General features: G+C 59.2%; 14 protein-coding genes. 2 read left to right on the top strand and 12 right to left on the bottom strand.

What is annotated here, in order from left to right; genetic code table 11:
* Position 1 precedes the first annotated feature (1 nt).
* The 10 genes from K3556_RS07115 to K3556_RS07070 all read right to left on the bottom strand — a co-directional run bounded on the left by K3556_RS07115 (position 2) and on the right by K3556_RS07070 (position 10,352).
* Positions 2-247 carry a DUF2484 family protein gene (locus K3556_RS07115; protein WP_260519021.1) on the bottom strand — a complete coding sequence of 82 codons (246 nt, stop codon included), beginning with the start codon at positions 245-247 and terminating at the stop codon, positions 2-4.
* Positions 244-483 carry a DUF2484 family protein gene (locus K3556_RS07110; protein ID WP_260519020.1) on the bottom strand — a complete coding sequence of 80 codons (240 nt, stop codon included), beginning with the start codon at positions 481-483 and terminating at the stop codon, positions 244-246. Before K3556_RS07110 ends, K3556_RS07115 begins: the two co-directional genes overlap by 4 nt.
* Positions 480-1,676: an APC family permease gene (locus K3556_RS07105; protein ID WP_260519019.1), complete on the bottom strand. Its 1,197-nt coding sequence runs from the start codon at positions 1,674-1,676 to the stop codon at positions 480-482. Before K3556_RS07105 ends, K3556_RS07110 begins: the two co-directional genes overlap by 4 nt.
* A 95-nt stretch (positions 1,677-1,771) precedes the next feature.
* A complete protein-coding gene (gene murC / locus K3556_RS07100; RefSeq protein WP_260519018.1) occupies positions 1,772-3,169 on the bottom strand; it encodes a UDP-N-acetylmuramate--L-alanine ligase in 1,398 nt (465 codons plus the stop codon).
* Between the two features lie 49 nt (positions 3,170-3,218).
* On the bottom strand, positions 3,219-4,325 hold the full coding sequence (murG, locus tag K3556_RS07095; RefSeq protein WP_260519017.1) for an undecaprenyldiphospho-muramoylpentapeptide beta-N-acetylglucosaminyltransferase: 1,107 nt from the start codon (positions 4,323-4,325) through the stop codon (positions 3,219-3,221).
* Positions 4,322-5,491, bottom strand: coding sequence for a putative lipid II flippase FtsW (gene ftsW / locus K3556_RS07090; protein ID WP_260519016.1), 1,170 nt, complete (start codon positions 5,489-5,491; stop codon positions 4,322-4,324). Before ftsW ends, murG begins: the two co-directional genes overlap by 4 nt.
* A 178-nt stretch (positions 5,492-5,669) precedes the next feature.
* On the bottom strand, positions 5,670-6,590 hold the full coding sequence (locus tag K3556_RS07085; RefSeq protein ID WP_260519015.1) for a DMT family transporter: 921 nt from the start codon (positions 6,588-6,590) through the stop codon (positions 5,670-5,672).
* A gap of 104 nt (positions 6,591-6,694) precedes the next feature.
* Positions 6,695-8,128, bottom strand: a complete 1,434-nt coding sequence (locus K3556_RS07080) for an NAD(P)(+) transhydrogenase (Re/Si-specific) subunit beta (protein ID WP_260519014.1) — start codon at positions 8,126-8,128, stop codon at positions 6,695-6,697.
* Between the two features lie 13 nt (positions 8,129-8,141).
* Entirely contained in the window at positions 8,142-9,713 is a 1,572-nt protein-coding gene (locus K3556_RS07075; RefSeq protein ID WP_260519013.1) for a Re/Si-specific NAD(P)(+) transhydrogenase subunit alpha, read from the bottom strand.
* 180 nt (positions 9,714-9,893) lie between these two features.
* Positions 9,894-10,352 (bottom strand): methyltransferase family protein, encoded by a 459-nt coding sequence (locus K3556_RS07070; RefSeq protein WP_260519012.1) that lies wholly within the window; start codon positions 10,350-10,352, stop codon positions 9,894-9,896.
* Between the two features lie 142 nt (positions 10,353-10,494).
* Here K3556_RS07070 and kynU point away from each other — a divergent pair, with 142 nt between their 5' ends.
* Positions 10,495-11,697 carry a kynureninase gene (gene kynU / locus K3556_RS07065; RefSeq protein WP_260519011.1) on the top strand — a complete coding sequence of 401 codons (1,203 nt, stop codon included), beginning with the start codon at positions 10,495-10,497 and terminating at the stop codon, positions 11,695-11,697.
* Positions 11,698-11,703: 6 nt separating this feature from the next.
* On the opposite strand, the gene K3556_RS07060 is transcribed toward kynU, so the two are convergent.
* Positions 11,704-12,615, bottom strand: a complete 912-nt coding sequence (locus K3556_RS07060; protein WP_260519010.1) for a pirin family protein — start codon at positions 12,613-12,615, stop codon at positions 11,704-11,706.
* Positions 12,616-12,793: 178 nt separating this feature from the next.
* Between K3556_RS07060 and K3556_RS07055 the strand changes: the two genes are divergently transcribed.
* The gene (locus tag K3556_RS07055; RefSeq protein WP_260519009.1) at positions 12,794-13,987 is read left to right on the top strand and encodes a hypothetical protein; all 1,194 of its coding nucleotides are present in this window, start codon (positions 12,794-12,796) and stop codon (positions 13,985-13,987) included.
* Here K3556_RS07055 and K3556_RS07050 read toward each other — a convergent pair.
* Positions 13,977-14,609: a TadE/TadG family type IV pilus assembly protein gene (locus K3556_RS07050; RefSeq protein ID WP_260519008.1), complete on the bottom strand. Its 633-nt coding sequence runs from the start codon at positions 14,607-14,609 to the stop codon at positions 13,977-13,979. The genes K3556_RS07055 and K3556_RS07050 overlap by 11 nt on opposite strands.
* Positions 14,610-14,620 lie beyond the last annotated feature (11 nt).

Genomic DNA, 14,620 nt, shown 5'->3' with positions numbered 1-14,620 from the left:
GTCAGCCTCGTGTCTTGCGTAGCCAACGGATCAGATAGATGACAGGCCAGCGCAGTATGGACATCGCCGCAACCATGACCAACCCACCGACCAGTGGACCGTTTTGGTAAACAACGTAACCCAATAACGGAATGCCGACGGCAATCAAGACGTATGCGGCCGGCCAGTGGTGGTTGCGCGACGGGAACAACGCGATGACCTGCGCGATCACCGCCCAGAAACACGCAAGGATCAGGGACGTTGTCATACCCGCCCCACCGCTTTGCGTGCCAGATACCAAAGTGGGCGGCGAAACATCGAGATGAAGCCCCCCAAGCCGATCAAGGCCCACAGCCATCCGTGAACCATTCCGATCCAGACGATCAGGACAGGCGCTAAGCCCAGCAAAACCAAGCCGGGCGCAAACTGCCGCCGCATGGGCAGAAACGCCACGACGCTGGCGGCAATCACCCAAAGGGCGGCGGCGATCAGCGGCGAGCTCAATGCATCGCGCCGGTCAGGAAAGACGCGGCAAGTGCCAGAAGCGCCGCGAACAGGCCCAGCCACGGCACCCAATTGGCTGTGCGAAACGGCGCTTTGGGGTCTTTTCGTTTCAGCGCGATCAGCGCAATGTTGACCACTGCAAAGACGATCAGAAGTACGGTCGACGTCACTTGCGCCAGATCAGAGACTGGCAGCGTGAGTGCGGCCGCGACCACAGCTATCCCCAACAGCACCGTTGCCAGAACCGGCGTTCCAAAGCGGGAATGGGTGCGATAAAAGATCGACAACAGTTTTTCGCGGCGGCCAAGGCCGAACAAAACCCGCGCGGCCATAACGATTTGCGCCAGCACACCGTTCAGCGCCGCAACCACAGCAATTGCGCCCAACGCGGCCGGAGACATAAGAAAAGCCGCCTCCCAGACCAAAACCAATGGACGGTCAGAGCCTGCAAGCGCGTCCACGGGCACCGCCCGGATCGCGGCCAGCGACACCAGCGCATAAAGAACTGTTGTAACGACCAGCGCGATCAGGATGGCGCGCGGCACCACCCGGGTCGGATCGCGGGCCTCTTCTGCCATGTTCACCATGTCTTCAAAGCCGATAAAGGCGAAGAACGCCAACGCAGCCGCCCCCGCGACGCCGGGCCAATAGATCGACGGCAGGTCTGCGAATTCGGCGACCGGCGGGGCCGTAAACCCCGCCCAGATCACCGCCGCCAGACCCAAAATCTCGATCACTGTGAATATCGCCACAAGCGCCAGACTTTCCAAAACGCCGATGACGGCGACCACGGTCAACGCCATGCCAAGGCCGATGATGGCCCACGTGGTGGGAATATCCACCAACGCGGTCAGGTATCCGACGCCCCCCCGCAGAACGGCAGCCGCCGACACAGTGCCTGCCACAACGATCGCCAAGCCGATCAGTACGGCCAGCAGGTGGCTGTTCAAGCCCTTTTCGACATAAGCCGCTTCACCTGAGGCTTCGGGAATGCGCGAGCTGAGTTCGGCATAGGACAAGGCTGACGGCGCTGCGATGACCCCGGCCAGAACAAAGGCCAGTGGCGCCCAAATGCCGGCCTCTGCGGCGACCGCACCTACCAACACATAAATGCCCGCACCCACCATGACGCCTACGCCGTACATGGTCAGAAGGCCAAGGCCGAGATTGCGTTTTAGCGGGGCTGGTTCCATTCACACACCTCTTCGCGGTCAAGCGCGATCCAACACCTGTTTGGTCCGGTTTAAGGCCAAGACACAGGTTGTGCCGCCAGTCTCGACGATTGACCTCAACTCAGCCGTTTTGTCAGATTGTTGGCCCAAGTCGAAATCGTGCCAGCGCCCAAGCAAACTACCATATCACCGGGCTTGGTATGCTTCTTAACAAGCGCTGTCAGCGCGTCCTCGTCTGGGATAGCGACCGCGTGGCGGTGGCCATGGCGGACAAGACCTGCGACCAGATCATCGCGGCTTGCGCCTTCGATCGGGTCTTCACCTGCCGCATAAACATCCGCAATGCCGACAACATCTGCTTCGTTAAAACAGGCGCAGAAATCTTCGAACAGACCATGCAGGCGCGTATAGCGGTGGGGTTGGTGAACGGCGATCACGCGCCCTTCGGTCGCTTGCCGTGCGGCTTTCAGAACTGCGGCGATTTCCACCGGGTGGTGGCCATAATCGTCGATGATGGTGACACCATTTACCTCGCCCACGCGGGTGAAACGTCGGTTCACACCGCCGAAACTCGCAAGGGCTGCACGAATTTCTTCACGCTTCATGCCCAGATGGCGGGACACTGCGACCGCAGACAGTGCGTTCGAGACGTTGTGATCCCCCGGCATGGGCAGTGTGCAGCCTTCAATACGGGTGCCTTCATTGTGCAATTCAATGTCAAAATGTGCCACACCTACCTTATAGGTCAGGTTCACGGCGCGCACGTCGGCTTGGGCGTTGAAACCATAGGTCACAACACGGCGGTCGGTCACCTTTCCGACCAGCGCCTGCACCTCGGGGTGATCCGTACAGCAGATCGCCAACCCATAGAACGGAATGTTCGAAACGAAATCGAGAAAGCCCTGACGCAGCGTGTCGAAATCGCCCCAATGCTCCATATGCTCAGGATCGATATTGGTGACGATGGCGATGGTGGCAGGCAACCGGTTAAAGGTGCCGTCGCTTTCATCAGCTTCGACCACCATCCATTCACCCTGCCCCATCCGTGCGTTCGAGCCATAGGCGTGAATGACCCCGCCATTGATCACGGTCGGATCAATGCCGCCCTTGACCAAAAGCTCGGCCACCATCGTCGTTGTCGTGGTTTTGCCGTGGGTACCTGCGACGGCGATGTTGGATTTCAGGCGCATCAACTCGGCCAGCATTTCGGCGCGGCGCACTACTGGCAGACCACGCGCACGGGCCGCATCCAGTTCCGGATTGCCCGGCTTAATGGCCGATGAGATCACAACAACTTCGGCGTTCTCAAGATTCTCGGCCCGTTGGCCGACGAATATCTCAGCGCCCAGATCGGCCAGACGATCGGTGATTTTCGAGGTCTTCAAGTCCGATCCCTGCACGCGATACCCATGGTTCAGCAGAACCTCGGCGATACCAGACATCCCTATGCCGCCGATCCCCACAAAATGGATCATCCCCATTTCGGTGGGAAGTTTGGTCGCTGCTGCGTTCATCTGGATACCTTTCACTCGTCAGGGCACACGGGCCTCGTTTCACGCCGGGTCATGCAGTTGGAGCGGTTCCCGTCAATTGCTCGACCAGGTCCACCAACGCATCGGTCGCGTCTGGCCGGGCGTGGCCTTGCGCGGCGCGCGACATTTGCATCGCCCCTTCGGGATTGTCCAGAACCGTTCTGATCTGCTCAGCCAACGTATCCACATCCAGCCGGCTTTCCGGGATCAGGATCGCCGCACCCGCTTCGACCAAACCACGTGCATTTGCCGTTTGATGGTCATCCGTCGCATAGGGATAAGGCACAAGGATTGATGGGCGCCCGATCACTGAAATATCGGCCACGGACGACGCCCCCGCCCTGCTGATCACAAGTTGGGTCTCGGACATGCGGCGCGGGATGTCATTGAAAAAGGGTTGCACATCGGCCTGGATGCCATGTTCGGCGTAGTACGCGCTGACGCGCTCCATATCCTCATCGCGTGCCTGATGACTGACCGAAATATGTTGCAAAAGTTCGGTGGGTAATGCGGCAATCGCGGGGGGCACAGTGTCCGACAAGGCGCGCGCGCCCTGCGAGCCACCGATCACAAGGATCGACATGGGATAGTCGCCCGGCGCGATATAGCCCGAAGTATCGCGGGCCAGCACCTCGGCCCGGACCGGATTGCCGGTATAGATGCCGCTCGCCCCGTCCGGCAGCGTGGTCGGCCACGTGCCGCAGGCCACGGCATTCACGCGGGTCGAAAAAATCTTGTTCACCCGACCCAGCACGCCGTTCTGTTCATGGATCATCCGCGGCAGGTTCAACACTTTGGCCGCAGCCAGCGCGGGAATGGTCGGGTAGCCTCCGAAACCAACCACCGCCTTGGGCTTGTCACGACGCATTTTCAGGATTGCCCCAATGATGCCTGCGCCAATGCGCGCGGGCACCATCGCCTTGGCAAAGATCCCGCCACGCGCAAAGGTCGCCGAGGACACTTCCTCGATCTCAACCTCTTGGGGGAAGCCGCTTGTATATCGCGCGCCGCGCGCATCTGTTGACAGTTTCACCCGCCACCCTTTGTCCAACATCGCTTCGGCCAGCGCTTGGGCGGGGAACATGTGCCCGCCAGTGCCTCCGGCTGCGATGACAAGAAGAGGGCGTTGCTGGGTCATCGTCCTTGCCTGTTTGCGAATACGTCCTGCATGCGGCCCTGCGGCCGGGTGCGGGTAAATGCCAGAAGCATGCCAAGTGCAATCCCGCCCGCGATTAGGGAGGACCCACCATAGCTGACGAAGGGCAATGTCATGCCCTTGGCCGGCAACAGCCGCACCGCAACACCCATATTGATCAGAGCCTGCACGCCAAACATTGCCGCCAATCCCGAGCCTGCCAGTCGCGTGAACGTGTCGCGCTCGCGGATCAGGCGCAGGAAACTGCGCACAACGATGGTGGCGTAAAGGGCGATGATGATCAGAACAAGGATCAGACCGTATTCTTCGGCGGCCACCGCAATGATGAAATCAGTATGCGCATCCGGCAGCGACCATTTCACCTGCCCCTCGCCGACACCCACGCCAAAAAAGCCGCCTTCGCGAATGGCGTTGGTGGCATAGCCAAGCTGTGTAGTGGGGTCCACGTCAGGGTTCAGAAAACCGTCAATGCGCCGGGCAAAATGTTCTGAGTTGTTATAGGCAAACATGCCACCCAGCACGACCACCCCGGCGGCGGCAGCCAGAAACAGGATCGGCGCACCGGCGAGGAAATACATCACGCCCCAGCCAAACAGCACCAAAGCCGCTTGACCGAAATCCGGCTGCAGCGCCAGAAACCCGACGATCACCAGCACAAGCACCAGCGACATCGAGCGCCCCGGCGGGCCGTTAATCTCTTGGCTTGCGGCCATCAGCCACGCAGCGACAACCACGAAGCCGGGTTTCAGAAACTCGGACGGCTGGATCGAGGCAAAGCCAAGCGAATACCAACGCACCGCACCTTTGCCGAAATCGGTGCCCAGAACGGGCAGAAACATCAATGCAACAAAGGCCACAAGGAACCCCAGCACACCAAGGCGGCGCACCATCTGGGGGCTCATCATCGTGGTGGCAAACAGGGTGATCAACGCCACCAGCCCAAAGATAAGTTGACGTTCAACATAATGGAAATGGGGCAGCCCGTTGCGTTCGGCCAAGGGGGGGGACGCGGCCAGACCCAGCAGAATACCGATCCCGAACAGGATCAGGATGCAGGACACCGACCACTTGTCGATCGTGCGCCACCAGCGGGGAAGAATAGGATCGCCATCACGCGCGGGAACCGCGCCATATACCATCTCAGTCATGGAAAGTTGCCTGCCACTTGTCTTTACCGCTCGCATTTACCAACGACAGACCCCGTTTTCGGGTTTTGGCCACCGCTGATCCTCATTCGCCCGTCTATTGCGGGTCGTTGCGCGAAGAATAGCTGGGTTTTTCGCACTTTTCCAGAGAATTCGAGCCGCACTCGGTCCCGATGCGCAATCAGCTGCCGGGCGGGCTGACGGCGCGGGACTTCGATCGGTCACGTCCAAGCTGGCTTTCGCGCCAGATGATCACCATTCCAGCCATGACGACAATCCCCGCCCCGGCCAACGTCTGGACTGTCGGCAGGTCGCCAAAGAAGGCATAGCCAAAGGTCAGCGCGAAGATCATCGACGCGTAATCAAAGGGCGCGATGGTTGAGGCTTCGGCGTGCGTGTAGGCCGTGGTCAGCATCAACTGGCCTACCCCCCCGGCAAGCCCTGCGCACAAGAGCAAGGTGAATTCCCATCCGGTGGGCCAAACCCATCCAAACGGGATCGTCAGGAAAGACACACAGATGGCCGTCAGCGATGCGTAGATCACCACCGTAGAGGGCGGATCGATGCCAACAAGCTTTCGCACGAGGATTTTGGCGACGGCCACAAAGCAGGCCGCAACGAAAGCAAGCGTTGCCCCCAAGGCCCGCAAACTGTCGCCCTCGCCGTTGGTGCCCTGTAACTGCGGCCACATAATGATGAGGACGCCCAAAAGACCCGCAAGAACCGCGCCAACCCGGATCATGCGCACTTGCTCGCCCAAGAAGATCGCCGCCAAGATCACCGTGATGATGGGCGAGGCATAGAAAATCGCGGTGACATCCGGCAGGGGCAGGTATTTCAGTGCTGAGAAGCTCAGCCCCATCGCCAGAACTCCAACCAACCCGCGACTGATATGTCCAAAGGTCTGTGTCGTGCGAAGGGCCGAGTGCAGCCGCCCCTCATAGGCCAGCCAGCTTAGGATGACTGGCAGCGCGAAAAAGGATCGGAAGAACACAATCTCGCCCGGCGGCACATGCTCTGCCGCAGCCTTTACCATAGCCTGAAGCGACATGAAGAATGCCACTGAGCCTAGTTTTAGAAGGATACCGCGTGATGGGTTCATCTGTCCCGCTTAGCGTGTTTTTGCAGCTGGCGAAAGCTGGAGCGTTGCCGAAACGAAAAACGCCCCCGGGCTAGCGGGGGCGTTTGTCTTGTTACGTGCTGCGCTTAGTTGATCAGCGTCAGCAATGTGTCCAGCGACTGTTTGGCGTCACCATAGAACATGCGCGTGTTCTCTTTAAAGAACAGCGGGTTCTCGATGCCCGAATAGCCGGTGCCCTGACCGCGTTTCGACACGAAGACCTGCTTGGCCTTCCAGCATTCCAAAACCGGCATGCCGGCGATGGGGCTGTTGGGGTCTTCTTGGGCCGCCGGGTTTACGATGTCGTTTGAGCCGATGACGATGGCGACATCCGTCGACGGGAAGTCGTCGTTGATCTCGTCCATCTCAAGCACGATGTCGTATGGCACTTTGGCTTCCGCCAGCAGCACGTTCATGTGACCGGGCAGACGACCAGCGACCGGGTGGATCGCGAAGCGGACGTTTTTGCCTTTGGCGCGCAAACGACGGGTCAGCTCGGCCACGTTCTGCTGGGCTTGCGCCACAGCCATACCGTAACCGGGGATGATCACCACGCTGTCGGCGTCTTCCAAAGCAGCCGCCACACCATCGGCGTCGATGGCGATCTGCTCGCCTTCGATTTCCATGGCAGGCCCAGAGGAGCCTCCAAAGCCGCCCAGGATCACGCTGATGAACGACCGGTTCATCGCCTTACACATGATGTAGGACAGGATCGCACCCGACGAACCAACCAGCGCGCCGACAACGATCAAAAGGTCGTTGCCCAGCGAGAAGCCAATGGCGGCCGCAGCCCAGCCAGAATAGCTGTTCAGCATCGACACAACGACGGGCATGTCCGCACCGCCAATACCCATGATCAGATGATAGCCGATAAAGAAAGCGGCCAGTGTCATGATAAACAGCGGCAGGAACCCACCGGTGTTGAAGTACCAGATCAGGCAGACCAGCGAGAGGATCGCGGCACCGGCATTCAGCATATGCCCACCGGGCAGCTTTTCTGCCGCTGACGTCACTTTGCCTGCAAGCTTCCCATAAGCAATCACCGAGCCCGTAAAGGTCACGGCACCGATGAAGACACCCAAAAAGAGTTCGACGCGCAGGATGTTCTGCTCGACCGGAGATTTATGCGCCAGAAGGCCGGCAAAGCCCTCAAGCCCATGACGGGCTTCTTCGCTCATCGACAGGACGTTGCCCAGTTCGATATGGGCGTTGTAGCCCACGAACACGGCCGCCAGACCGACCAGCGAATGCATCGCAGCGACAAGCTGCGGCATCTCGGTCATCTGAACCTTTTGCGCGACATAGGTCCCGATCAGACCGCCACCGGCGATCAGAAGCAGCGACAAAAGCCACAGCCCTGAACCGGGGCCGACCAGCGTGGCCGCCACCGCCAGCGCCATGCCGACAATACCGTACCACACCGCGCGTTTCGCGCTTTCCTGCCCAGACAGACCGCCAAGGGAGAGGATGAAAAGAATTGCCGCAACAACATATGCGGCTGTGGTGAAACCAAATTCCATGATCCCTACCCCCTTAAGATTTCTGGAACATGGCGAGCATGCGCCGTGTCACGAGGAAGCCACCGAAGATGTTGATCCCGGCCATAAAGATCGACAAGGCTGCCAGCAGAATGACGAGGAAAGACCCCGATCCGATCTGCATCAGTGCGCCCAGAATGATGATCGACGAAATGGCGTTGGTCACAGCCATCAAAGGCGTGTGCAGCGAATGCGAGACATTCCAGATCACCTGGAAGCCCACAAACACGGCCAGCACAAAGACGATGAAGTGCTGCATGAAGCTGGCCGGCGCATAAAGTCCCAGCAGCAGCATCAGCGCGCCACCGACACCCAGAAGGGTGAATTGTTGCTTGGTTTGCGCTTTGAACGCGGCCACCTCGGCGGCGCGTTTTTCTTCCGGGGTCAGCTCCGGCACCACTGCTTTCGGCTTGGCCGCAATGGCCTGAATTTTCGGAGGCGGCGGCGGGAAGGTAATCTCGCCTTGGTGCGTCACTGTCGCGCCGCGGATCACATCATCTTCCATGTTGTGGTTGACCTTGCCGTCCTTCTCGGGCGTCAGGTCAGTCATCATGTGACGGATGTTGTTGGAATAAAGCGACGAGGCTTGCGAGGCCATTCGCGACGGGAAGTCGGTATAGCCGATGATGGTCACGCCATTATCCGTGACGATCTTCTCATCCGCGACGGTCAGCTTACAGTTGCCGCCCTTCTCTGCCGCAAGGTCCACGATGACCGAACCGGGTTTCATGGCTTTCACCATGTCTTCGGTCCACAGCTCGGGCGCTTCGCGGTTCGGGATCAGCGCGGTGGTGATCACGATGTCCACCTCTGGCGCCAGCTCACGGAACTTGGCAAGCTGGGCTTCGCGGAACTCGGGGCTGGACACGGCAGCATACCCGCCAGTGGCGGCGCCATCCTGTTGTTCTTCCTCGAAATCCAGATAGACGAATTCCGCGCCCATCGATTCAACCTGCTCGGCCACTTCCGGTCGCACGTCGAACGCCAGTGTGATCGCACCCAGCGAGGTCGATGTGCCAATCGCGGCCAGACCTGCCACACCTGCTCCGACGACCAGAACCTTGGCAGGCGGAACTTTACCAGCGGCCGTGACCTGACCGGTGAAGAACCGACCGAAATTGTTGCCTGCTTCGATGACAGCGCGGTAGCCCGCGATGTTGGCCATCGACGACAGCGCATCCATCTTCTGCGCGCGGCTGATGCGTGGCACCATTTCCATGGCGATGACGTTCGCACCAGAGGCTTTGGCCTTCGCCAGACCGTCTTCGTTCCCGCCCGGATTGAAAAAGCTGATCAGAGTTTTGTCCGCAGACAAACGCTTCAACTCCGCCGCATTGGGCTCGCGAACTTTGGCGATGATGTCTGCTGCTTTCCAAAGCGCGGCGGCGGTCTTGACGATTTCGACGCCTGCCTCTTTATATGCTGCGTCCGAGAAGCCCGCAGCCGCACCGGCCTTGGTCTCGATCACGCAGTCATAGCCCAGCTTTTGCAGCATCTGAGCGCTTTCCGGGGTCATAGCAACCCGGTTCTCGCCGTTGATTACTTCTTTGGGTACACCGATCTTCACAGTCTCTTCCTTCTCCCGTCGTGTGCCGAACGAGGGGGTATCCCTCGGCCCCGGCGGTTTCATCAGCTTCCTATACGCGGCCTGCGCGCAAGATGCTATCGTTACGGAGTGTATTGCGACAATATTGTTTCAATACTCGACTCCCAATCACAGGGCAATGCTGCTTTGCAGCAGGGCCGCTTATATCCAGCGCCTGACCCGCGATGCCCAGTCGCGAAATGCCGGTCCGAACTTTTCCAAAAGCACGGCTTCCTCGCCCAGAATGAACCGTTTGGTGATGATCGCAGAAAACAGCGGCACCAGAACCAGTGCGGGCAGAACGTCCCACCTCAGCACAAGCCCAGCCAACACCATCGCGTCCCCCAGATAGATCGGGTTGCGGGTCAGTCGGTATATGCCGCGCGACAAAAACGCTGTTGGAACTTTGCGCGGGATGACTGAGGTGCGCGCCCGCAGAAACTCCCAAACCGCCAAACCCATCGAGCCGAAACCCAGCCAGATCAGCGCCGTGCCCACCAAACTGGTCCAATCCCACCCAAACCCAAGTCCGGGAACCAGCCAATCCAGACCGAACGCGGCGGCAATCATCGACACAAGCCACATTGGCGGCAGGTCTAGCCAGCGCATGAGCTGTGACATGGTGGTCTCCGTTCGGCAATTGGGCAGCGTTGGTGCGTTGTAACAATTCGATAGGGATGTGCAACGCGGTTTGCGCCAACATGGTCCTTGCCCCTGCCGATCAAATCCATACTCTTCCCCTGAACCAGATCAGGCGGAACAGATGACCGACTTCAGCGAAACAAAGAGACTGTTTTCCCTGCCAGAGGGCATGATCTATTTGGACGGCAATTCGCTTGGCCCCCTGCCCACTGCCGCAAAAGACCGCGTGGCGGCCTGTGTGCAGGACGAATGGGGCGAGATGTTGATCACCGGGTGGAACAAGGCGGGCTGGATGGCGCAGCCCCGCGGGTTGGGCGACCGGATCGGGCGGCTGATTGGCGCCGCGCCGGGCAGCACTGTCCTTGGCGACACATTGTCAATCAAGGTCTATCAGGCGCTTGCCTCTGCGTTGGAACTGCGGCCGGGCCGCAAGGTCATCCTGTCAGACAATGGCAACTTTCCCACCGACCTTTACATGGCCGATGGGCTGGCTCGGTCGCTTGGTCAGGGGCATCGGATCGAGACCCCCGCCCCCGAAGATGTCGCCGCGCGCATCGAGGCGATCCATGATGATCTTGCCGTGCTTTTACTGACCGAGGTGGATTACCGCACCGGGCGACGCCATGACATGGCCGCACTGATCCGTGCAGCCCACAAGGTCGGCGCGCTGGTGGTCTGGGATCTGGCCCATTCAGCGGGCGCTTTTGCGGTGGATGTCTCGGGGGCAGACGCAGATTTCGCAGTCGGCTGCACCTATAAGTATCTGAATGGCGGCCCCGGCGCGCCCGCCTTTATTTATGTCGCGCCCCGCCTGTCAGAGCACGTTCGCCCGGCCCTGTCCGGTTGGCTGGGCCACGATGCGCCCTTTGCGTTTGATCTTGACTATCGTCCCGGCGATGGCGTCGACCGGATGCGCGTCGGCACGCCACCTGTGCTGCAAATGGCGGCGCTGGAGGCCGCATTGGACATCTGGGATCAGGTCGACATGGAAGCGCTGCGCGCCCGGTCCGTTGCATTATGCGAGCAGTTCATCGCCGGGGTTGAAGCCGCCTGCCCCGACCTGCGTCTTGCCAGCCCGCGCGACGCATGGGCGCGCGGCTCTCAGGTCAGCTTTCACTTTGAACATGGGTATGCCGCCATGCAGGCTTTGATCGCACGCGGTGTCATCGGTGATTTCCGTGCCCCGGACATTATGCGCTTCGGCTTTACCCCGCTTTACATTGACGAGGGCGATGTCGACAGGGCGGTTGAGACCCTGACCGACATCATGGCGCACCGCTTGTGGGACCGACCCGCGTATCACACACGGGCCGCTGTCACCTGATCGGCCTTAATGCGCAGGCTGAATGAACGTGCCGTTGCGCAAATCCGCCATTGCCTGACGCAGTTCGTCTTTCGTGTTCATCACGATGGGACCGTGCCATGCCACGGGTTCGCGGATTGGTGCCCCTGCGACCAATAGAAACCGCACGCCCTCAGGCCCCGCCTGCACGCGCACATCGTCGCCTGCTCCGAAACGCACAACCGTGCGGTTGCCGGACAGGTCGCGGATGTTGACCTCCTGCCCCATCACCTCTTTCTCCAAAAGCACGCCCTGCGGCGCGGCCGCGTCGGCAAAGGCTCCAGCCCCTTCGAACACATAGGCAAATGCCTGACGGCGTGTATCAACCGGGAAGGTTTTGGTCACGCCTGCCGGGACGCTGATATCCAGATAAAGCGGGTCGGCCGCGATGCCATCCACCGGACCGGATCGACCCCAGAAATCCCCCACGACCACACGCACCTTGGTGCCATCGTCTTCTTCGATCACCGGGATTTCGACCGCTGGTACGTCCTGATAATTCGGGGCCGTCATCTTCAGATCGCGCGGCAGGTTGGCCCACAGCTGGAACCCATGCATCTGGCCTTTGGCATTTGCCAGCGGCATTTCCTGATGCATGATCCCCGACCCGGCCGTCATCCATTGAATGTCGCCTGCCCCAAGACGCCCGGTGTTGCCAAGGCTGTCTTCATGTTCAACTTCGCCGGCCAGCACATAGGTGATGGTCTCGATCCCTCGGTGCGGATGCCAGGGAAACCCCTTTTCCGACAAACGCGGGTCGTCATTGCGAAAATCGTCAAACAGCAAGAATGGGTCATAGGCCTCTGGCTCGTGGAAGCCAAAGGCGCGGTGCAGGTGAACGCCTGCGCCCTCCATCGTGGGTTGGGCATGCGCGGAAGATAAAACGGGACGAATGGACATGTGATCCCCCTTTCAGAAGGTCATGTGGCGTTACCTGTAATCTAGGGGCGACCGGACGGCACTGCAATTGCGCGCGGCCTAACAAGCAATGCGCAAATTTGCACAATTCTCATGTGGGGAAGCACGCAGGGCCCATTCGTGTTATACTTGCGGAATTCAATTACGGATTAAGGCACCAATGGCCCAACATTTCACCGACCCCGAATGGCAACAGATCGAGGCACATCTGAATGCCGCTTTGGCACAAGACCCGCAAGCCTATGGCCTGCCTGCGCGGCGCGATAAGTCGGTCATCCTGATGTCATGGAACATTCGCAAATTTGGTGCGGTGGCAGATCGCGACGGACCAAAGAAAAGCCCCGGTGCGACACGGATGATCGAACGGGTCGCGGCACAGGCGGACCTGTTGTCTATACAAGAGCAACAAGACGATACCGGCGCGCTGGAGGCCTTGGTCACCGCGCTGAACGGTGCTTATGGCGTGATCTACAGCGACGTGACCGGTCGCAGCCCCGGCTATAAGGGGATGTCTGAACGCTTTGCCTTCCTGTATCGCCACGACCGCGTCCGGTTGGGTCATCTGGCCTCGGACCTGTCTTATGACCGCACAGCAATCGCCGCCAACATGAACGAAGCGCTGAAAGCGTCGTTCGATACCAGCGTGCCGGGTGAGGACGACCCCGGCTATATGGAGCAGTTGATGGCCTGGGTGCAGAACAGCACACGCCTGATGGGCGCGCAGTTTTCCAAATTTGTGCAGTTCATCCGCAGCCCCTATCTGGTCGAGTTCCTGATTGACGGCCCGGATGGGCAATACCAGATCTATGCGGTCAACGCCCACCTCGTCTCTGGCAAGAAAAACGAACGCGAGCAGGAGTTCTTCGCGCTGCTGGAATGGTTGTTACATGACAGCCGCAAAACCGTTAGCAAACGCAAAAAGATCATCATGATCATGGGGGATTTGAATCTGGATTTTGATGGTTCAAACGATGATCGTCGGATCGGGATCGAGAACTATGTCACCGGGATCAACGCCAAGCGCAGATTGGACGCCAAGGTGAACTTCCCCTTCCTTGATGGCAACTTCAACACCAACGCGCGGCGCACGCAAACCTATGACCACATCGCGTGGCTGGCCGATGACACCCGCCTGCCGCGCGGACGGCACAACGATCTGGCTGGCACGCTTGGCCCCGATGCGTTTGACTATGGGATGTTTGATTTCACGCAGCTTTTCGTCGACGCCGGTCCCGGAAAGCTCCCTGACGGTTCACCCGACTACGCGCGCTTTGCCCATGATTTTACGGATCACATGCCGATCTGGATCAGGTTGCCACGCCCCACAACGGACCAGCACAGGTTTAATCTGTGACAGGTGTCGGGCAACTGTCCACTGGTTCATCATAGCAAAGATCGTCATATTCTCGCGAACCGGTGACCACGACATGTTCAAAGTCACGTGAATAAATCCCAGTCCAACGACCCGGAAACATCGGCTTATATTTCGCAACGGTTTCTACCACAAAAAGGCTTTCGCCAACGTACATTTTTGGAATAACCGGGCCAAGAAATTGCCGCATGGTCTCTTCTGTATGACCCGATATCCCGCTGTTGGCGCTTGCGTTGGAATTTCTGTCATTATCGTCTTTAAATTCCAGCTTCCGTGGAACCTCATCATTACACTGCGCCAGTGTATTCGTTGCTGGGCATTCGACTGCCGTAACACGCACCCAACTGCTTTCACCGGTCTTAGACATGTATTCAAAGAGCTCATCCAGCCCTTCAAGCGTCTGCTGATCATATCTATAGTTTCGCGACAAGAAGTCAGCGACAGCATAGTTAGCCTTCAAGGCAAGGCTTTGCTTCCGGTAGGCGTCGAAATACGTAAAGAGGGCCATCACGGCAAAAAATAATACAGGAAGAATAATCACGCTTTCAACGGTTACAGTCCCGGTTTCAACGCGCGCAAACGAACGAAGCTTTTGCGTCAGCACCCGAATGGGAG

It is taken from the genome of Aliiroseovarius sp. M344, assembly GCF_025140835.1.
Taxonomy (GTDB): domain Bacteria; phylum Pseudomonadota; class Alphaproteobacteria; order Rhodobacterales; family Rhodobacteraceae; genus Aliiroseovarius.
This window is presented reverse-complemented; position numbering and strand designations above follow the sequence as displayed.

Bases quoted from the DNA above. Each gene is read 5' to 3' on its own strand.
- K3556_RS07115 (WP_260519021.1), bottom strand. From the start codon at position 247: ATGACAACGTCCCTGATCCTTGCGTGTTTCTGGGCGGTGATCGCGCAG.
- K3556_RS07105 (WP_260519019.1), bottom strand. From the start codon at position 1,676: ATGGAACCAGCCCCGCTAAAACGCAATCTCGGCCTTGGCCTTCTGACC.
- murC (WP_260519018.1), bottom strand. From the start codon at position 3,169: ATGAACGCAGCAGCGACCAAACTTCCCACCGAAATGGGGATGATCCAT.
- murG (WP_260519017.1), bottom strand. From the start codon at position 4,325: ATGACCCAGCAACGCCCTCTTCTTGTCATCGCAGCCGGAGGCACTGGC.
- ftsW (WP_260519016.1), bottom strand. From the start codon at position 5,491: ATGACTGAGATGGTATATGGCGCGGTTCCCGCGCGTGATGGCGATCCT.
- K3556_RS07085 (WP_260519015.1), bottom strand. From the start codon at position 6,590: ATGAACCCATCACGCGGTATCCTTCTAAAACTAGGCTCAGTGGCATTC.
- K3556_RS07080 (WP_260519014.1), bottom strand. From the start codon at position 8,128: ATGGAATTTGGTTTCACCACAGCCGCATATGTTGTTGCGGCAATTCTT.
- K3556_RS07070 (WP_260519012.1), bottom strand. From the start codon at position 10,352: ATGTCACAGCTCATGCGCTGGCTAGACCTGCCGCCAATGTGGCTTGTG.
- kynU (WP_260519011.1), top strand. From the start codon at position 10,495: ATGACCGACTTCAGCGAAACAAAGAGACTGTTTTCCCTGCCAGAGGGC.
- K3556_RS07060 (WP_260519010.1), bottom strand. From the start codon at position 12,615: ATGTCCATTCGTCCCGTTTTATCTTCCGCGCATGCCCAACCCACGATG.
- K3556_RS07055 (WP_260519009.1), top strand. From the start codon at position 12,794: ATGGCCCAACATTTCACCGACCCCGAATGGCAACAGATCGAGGCACAT.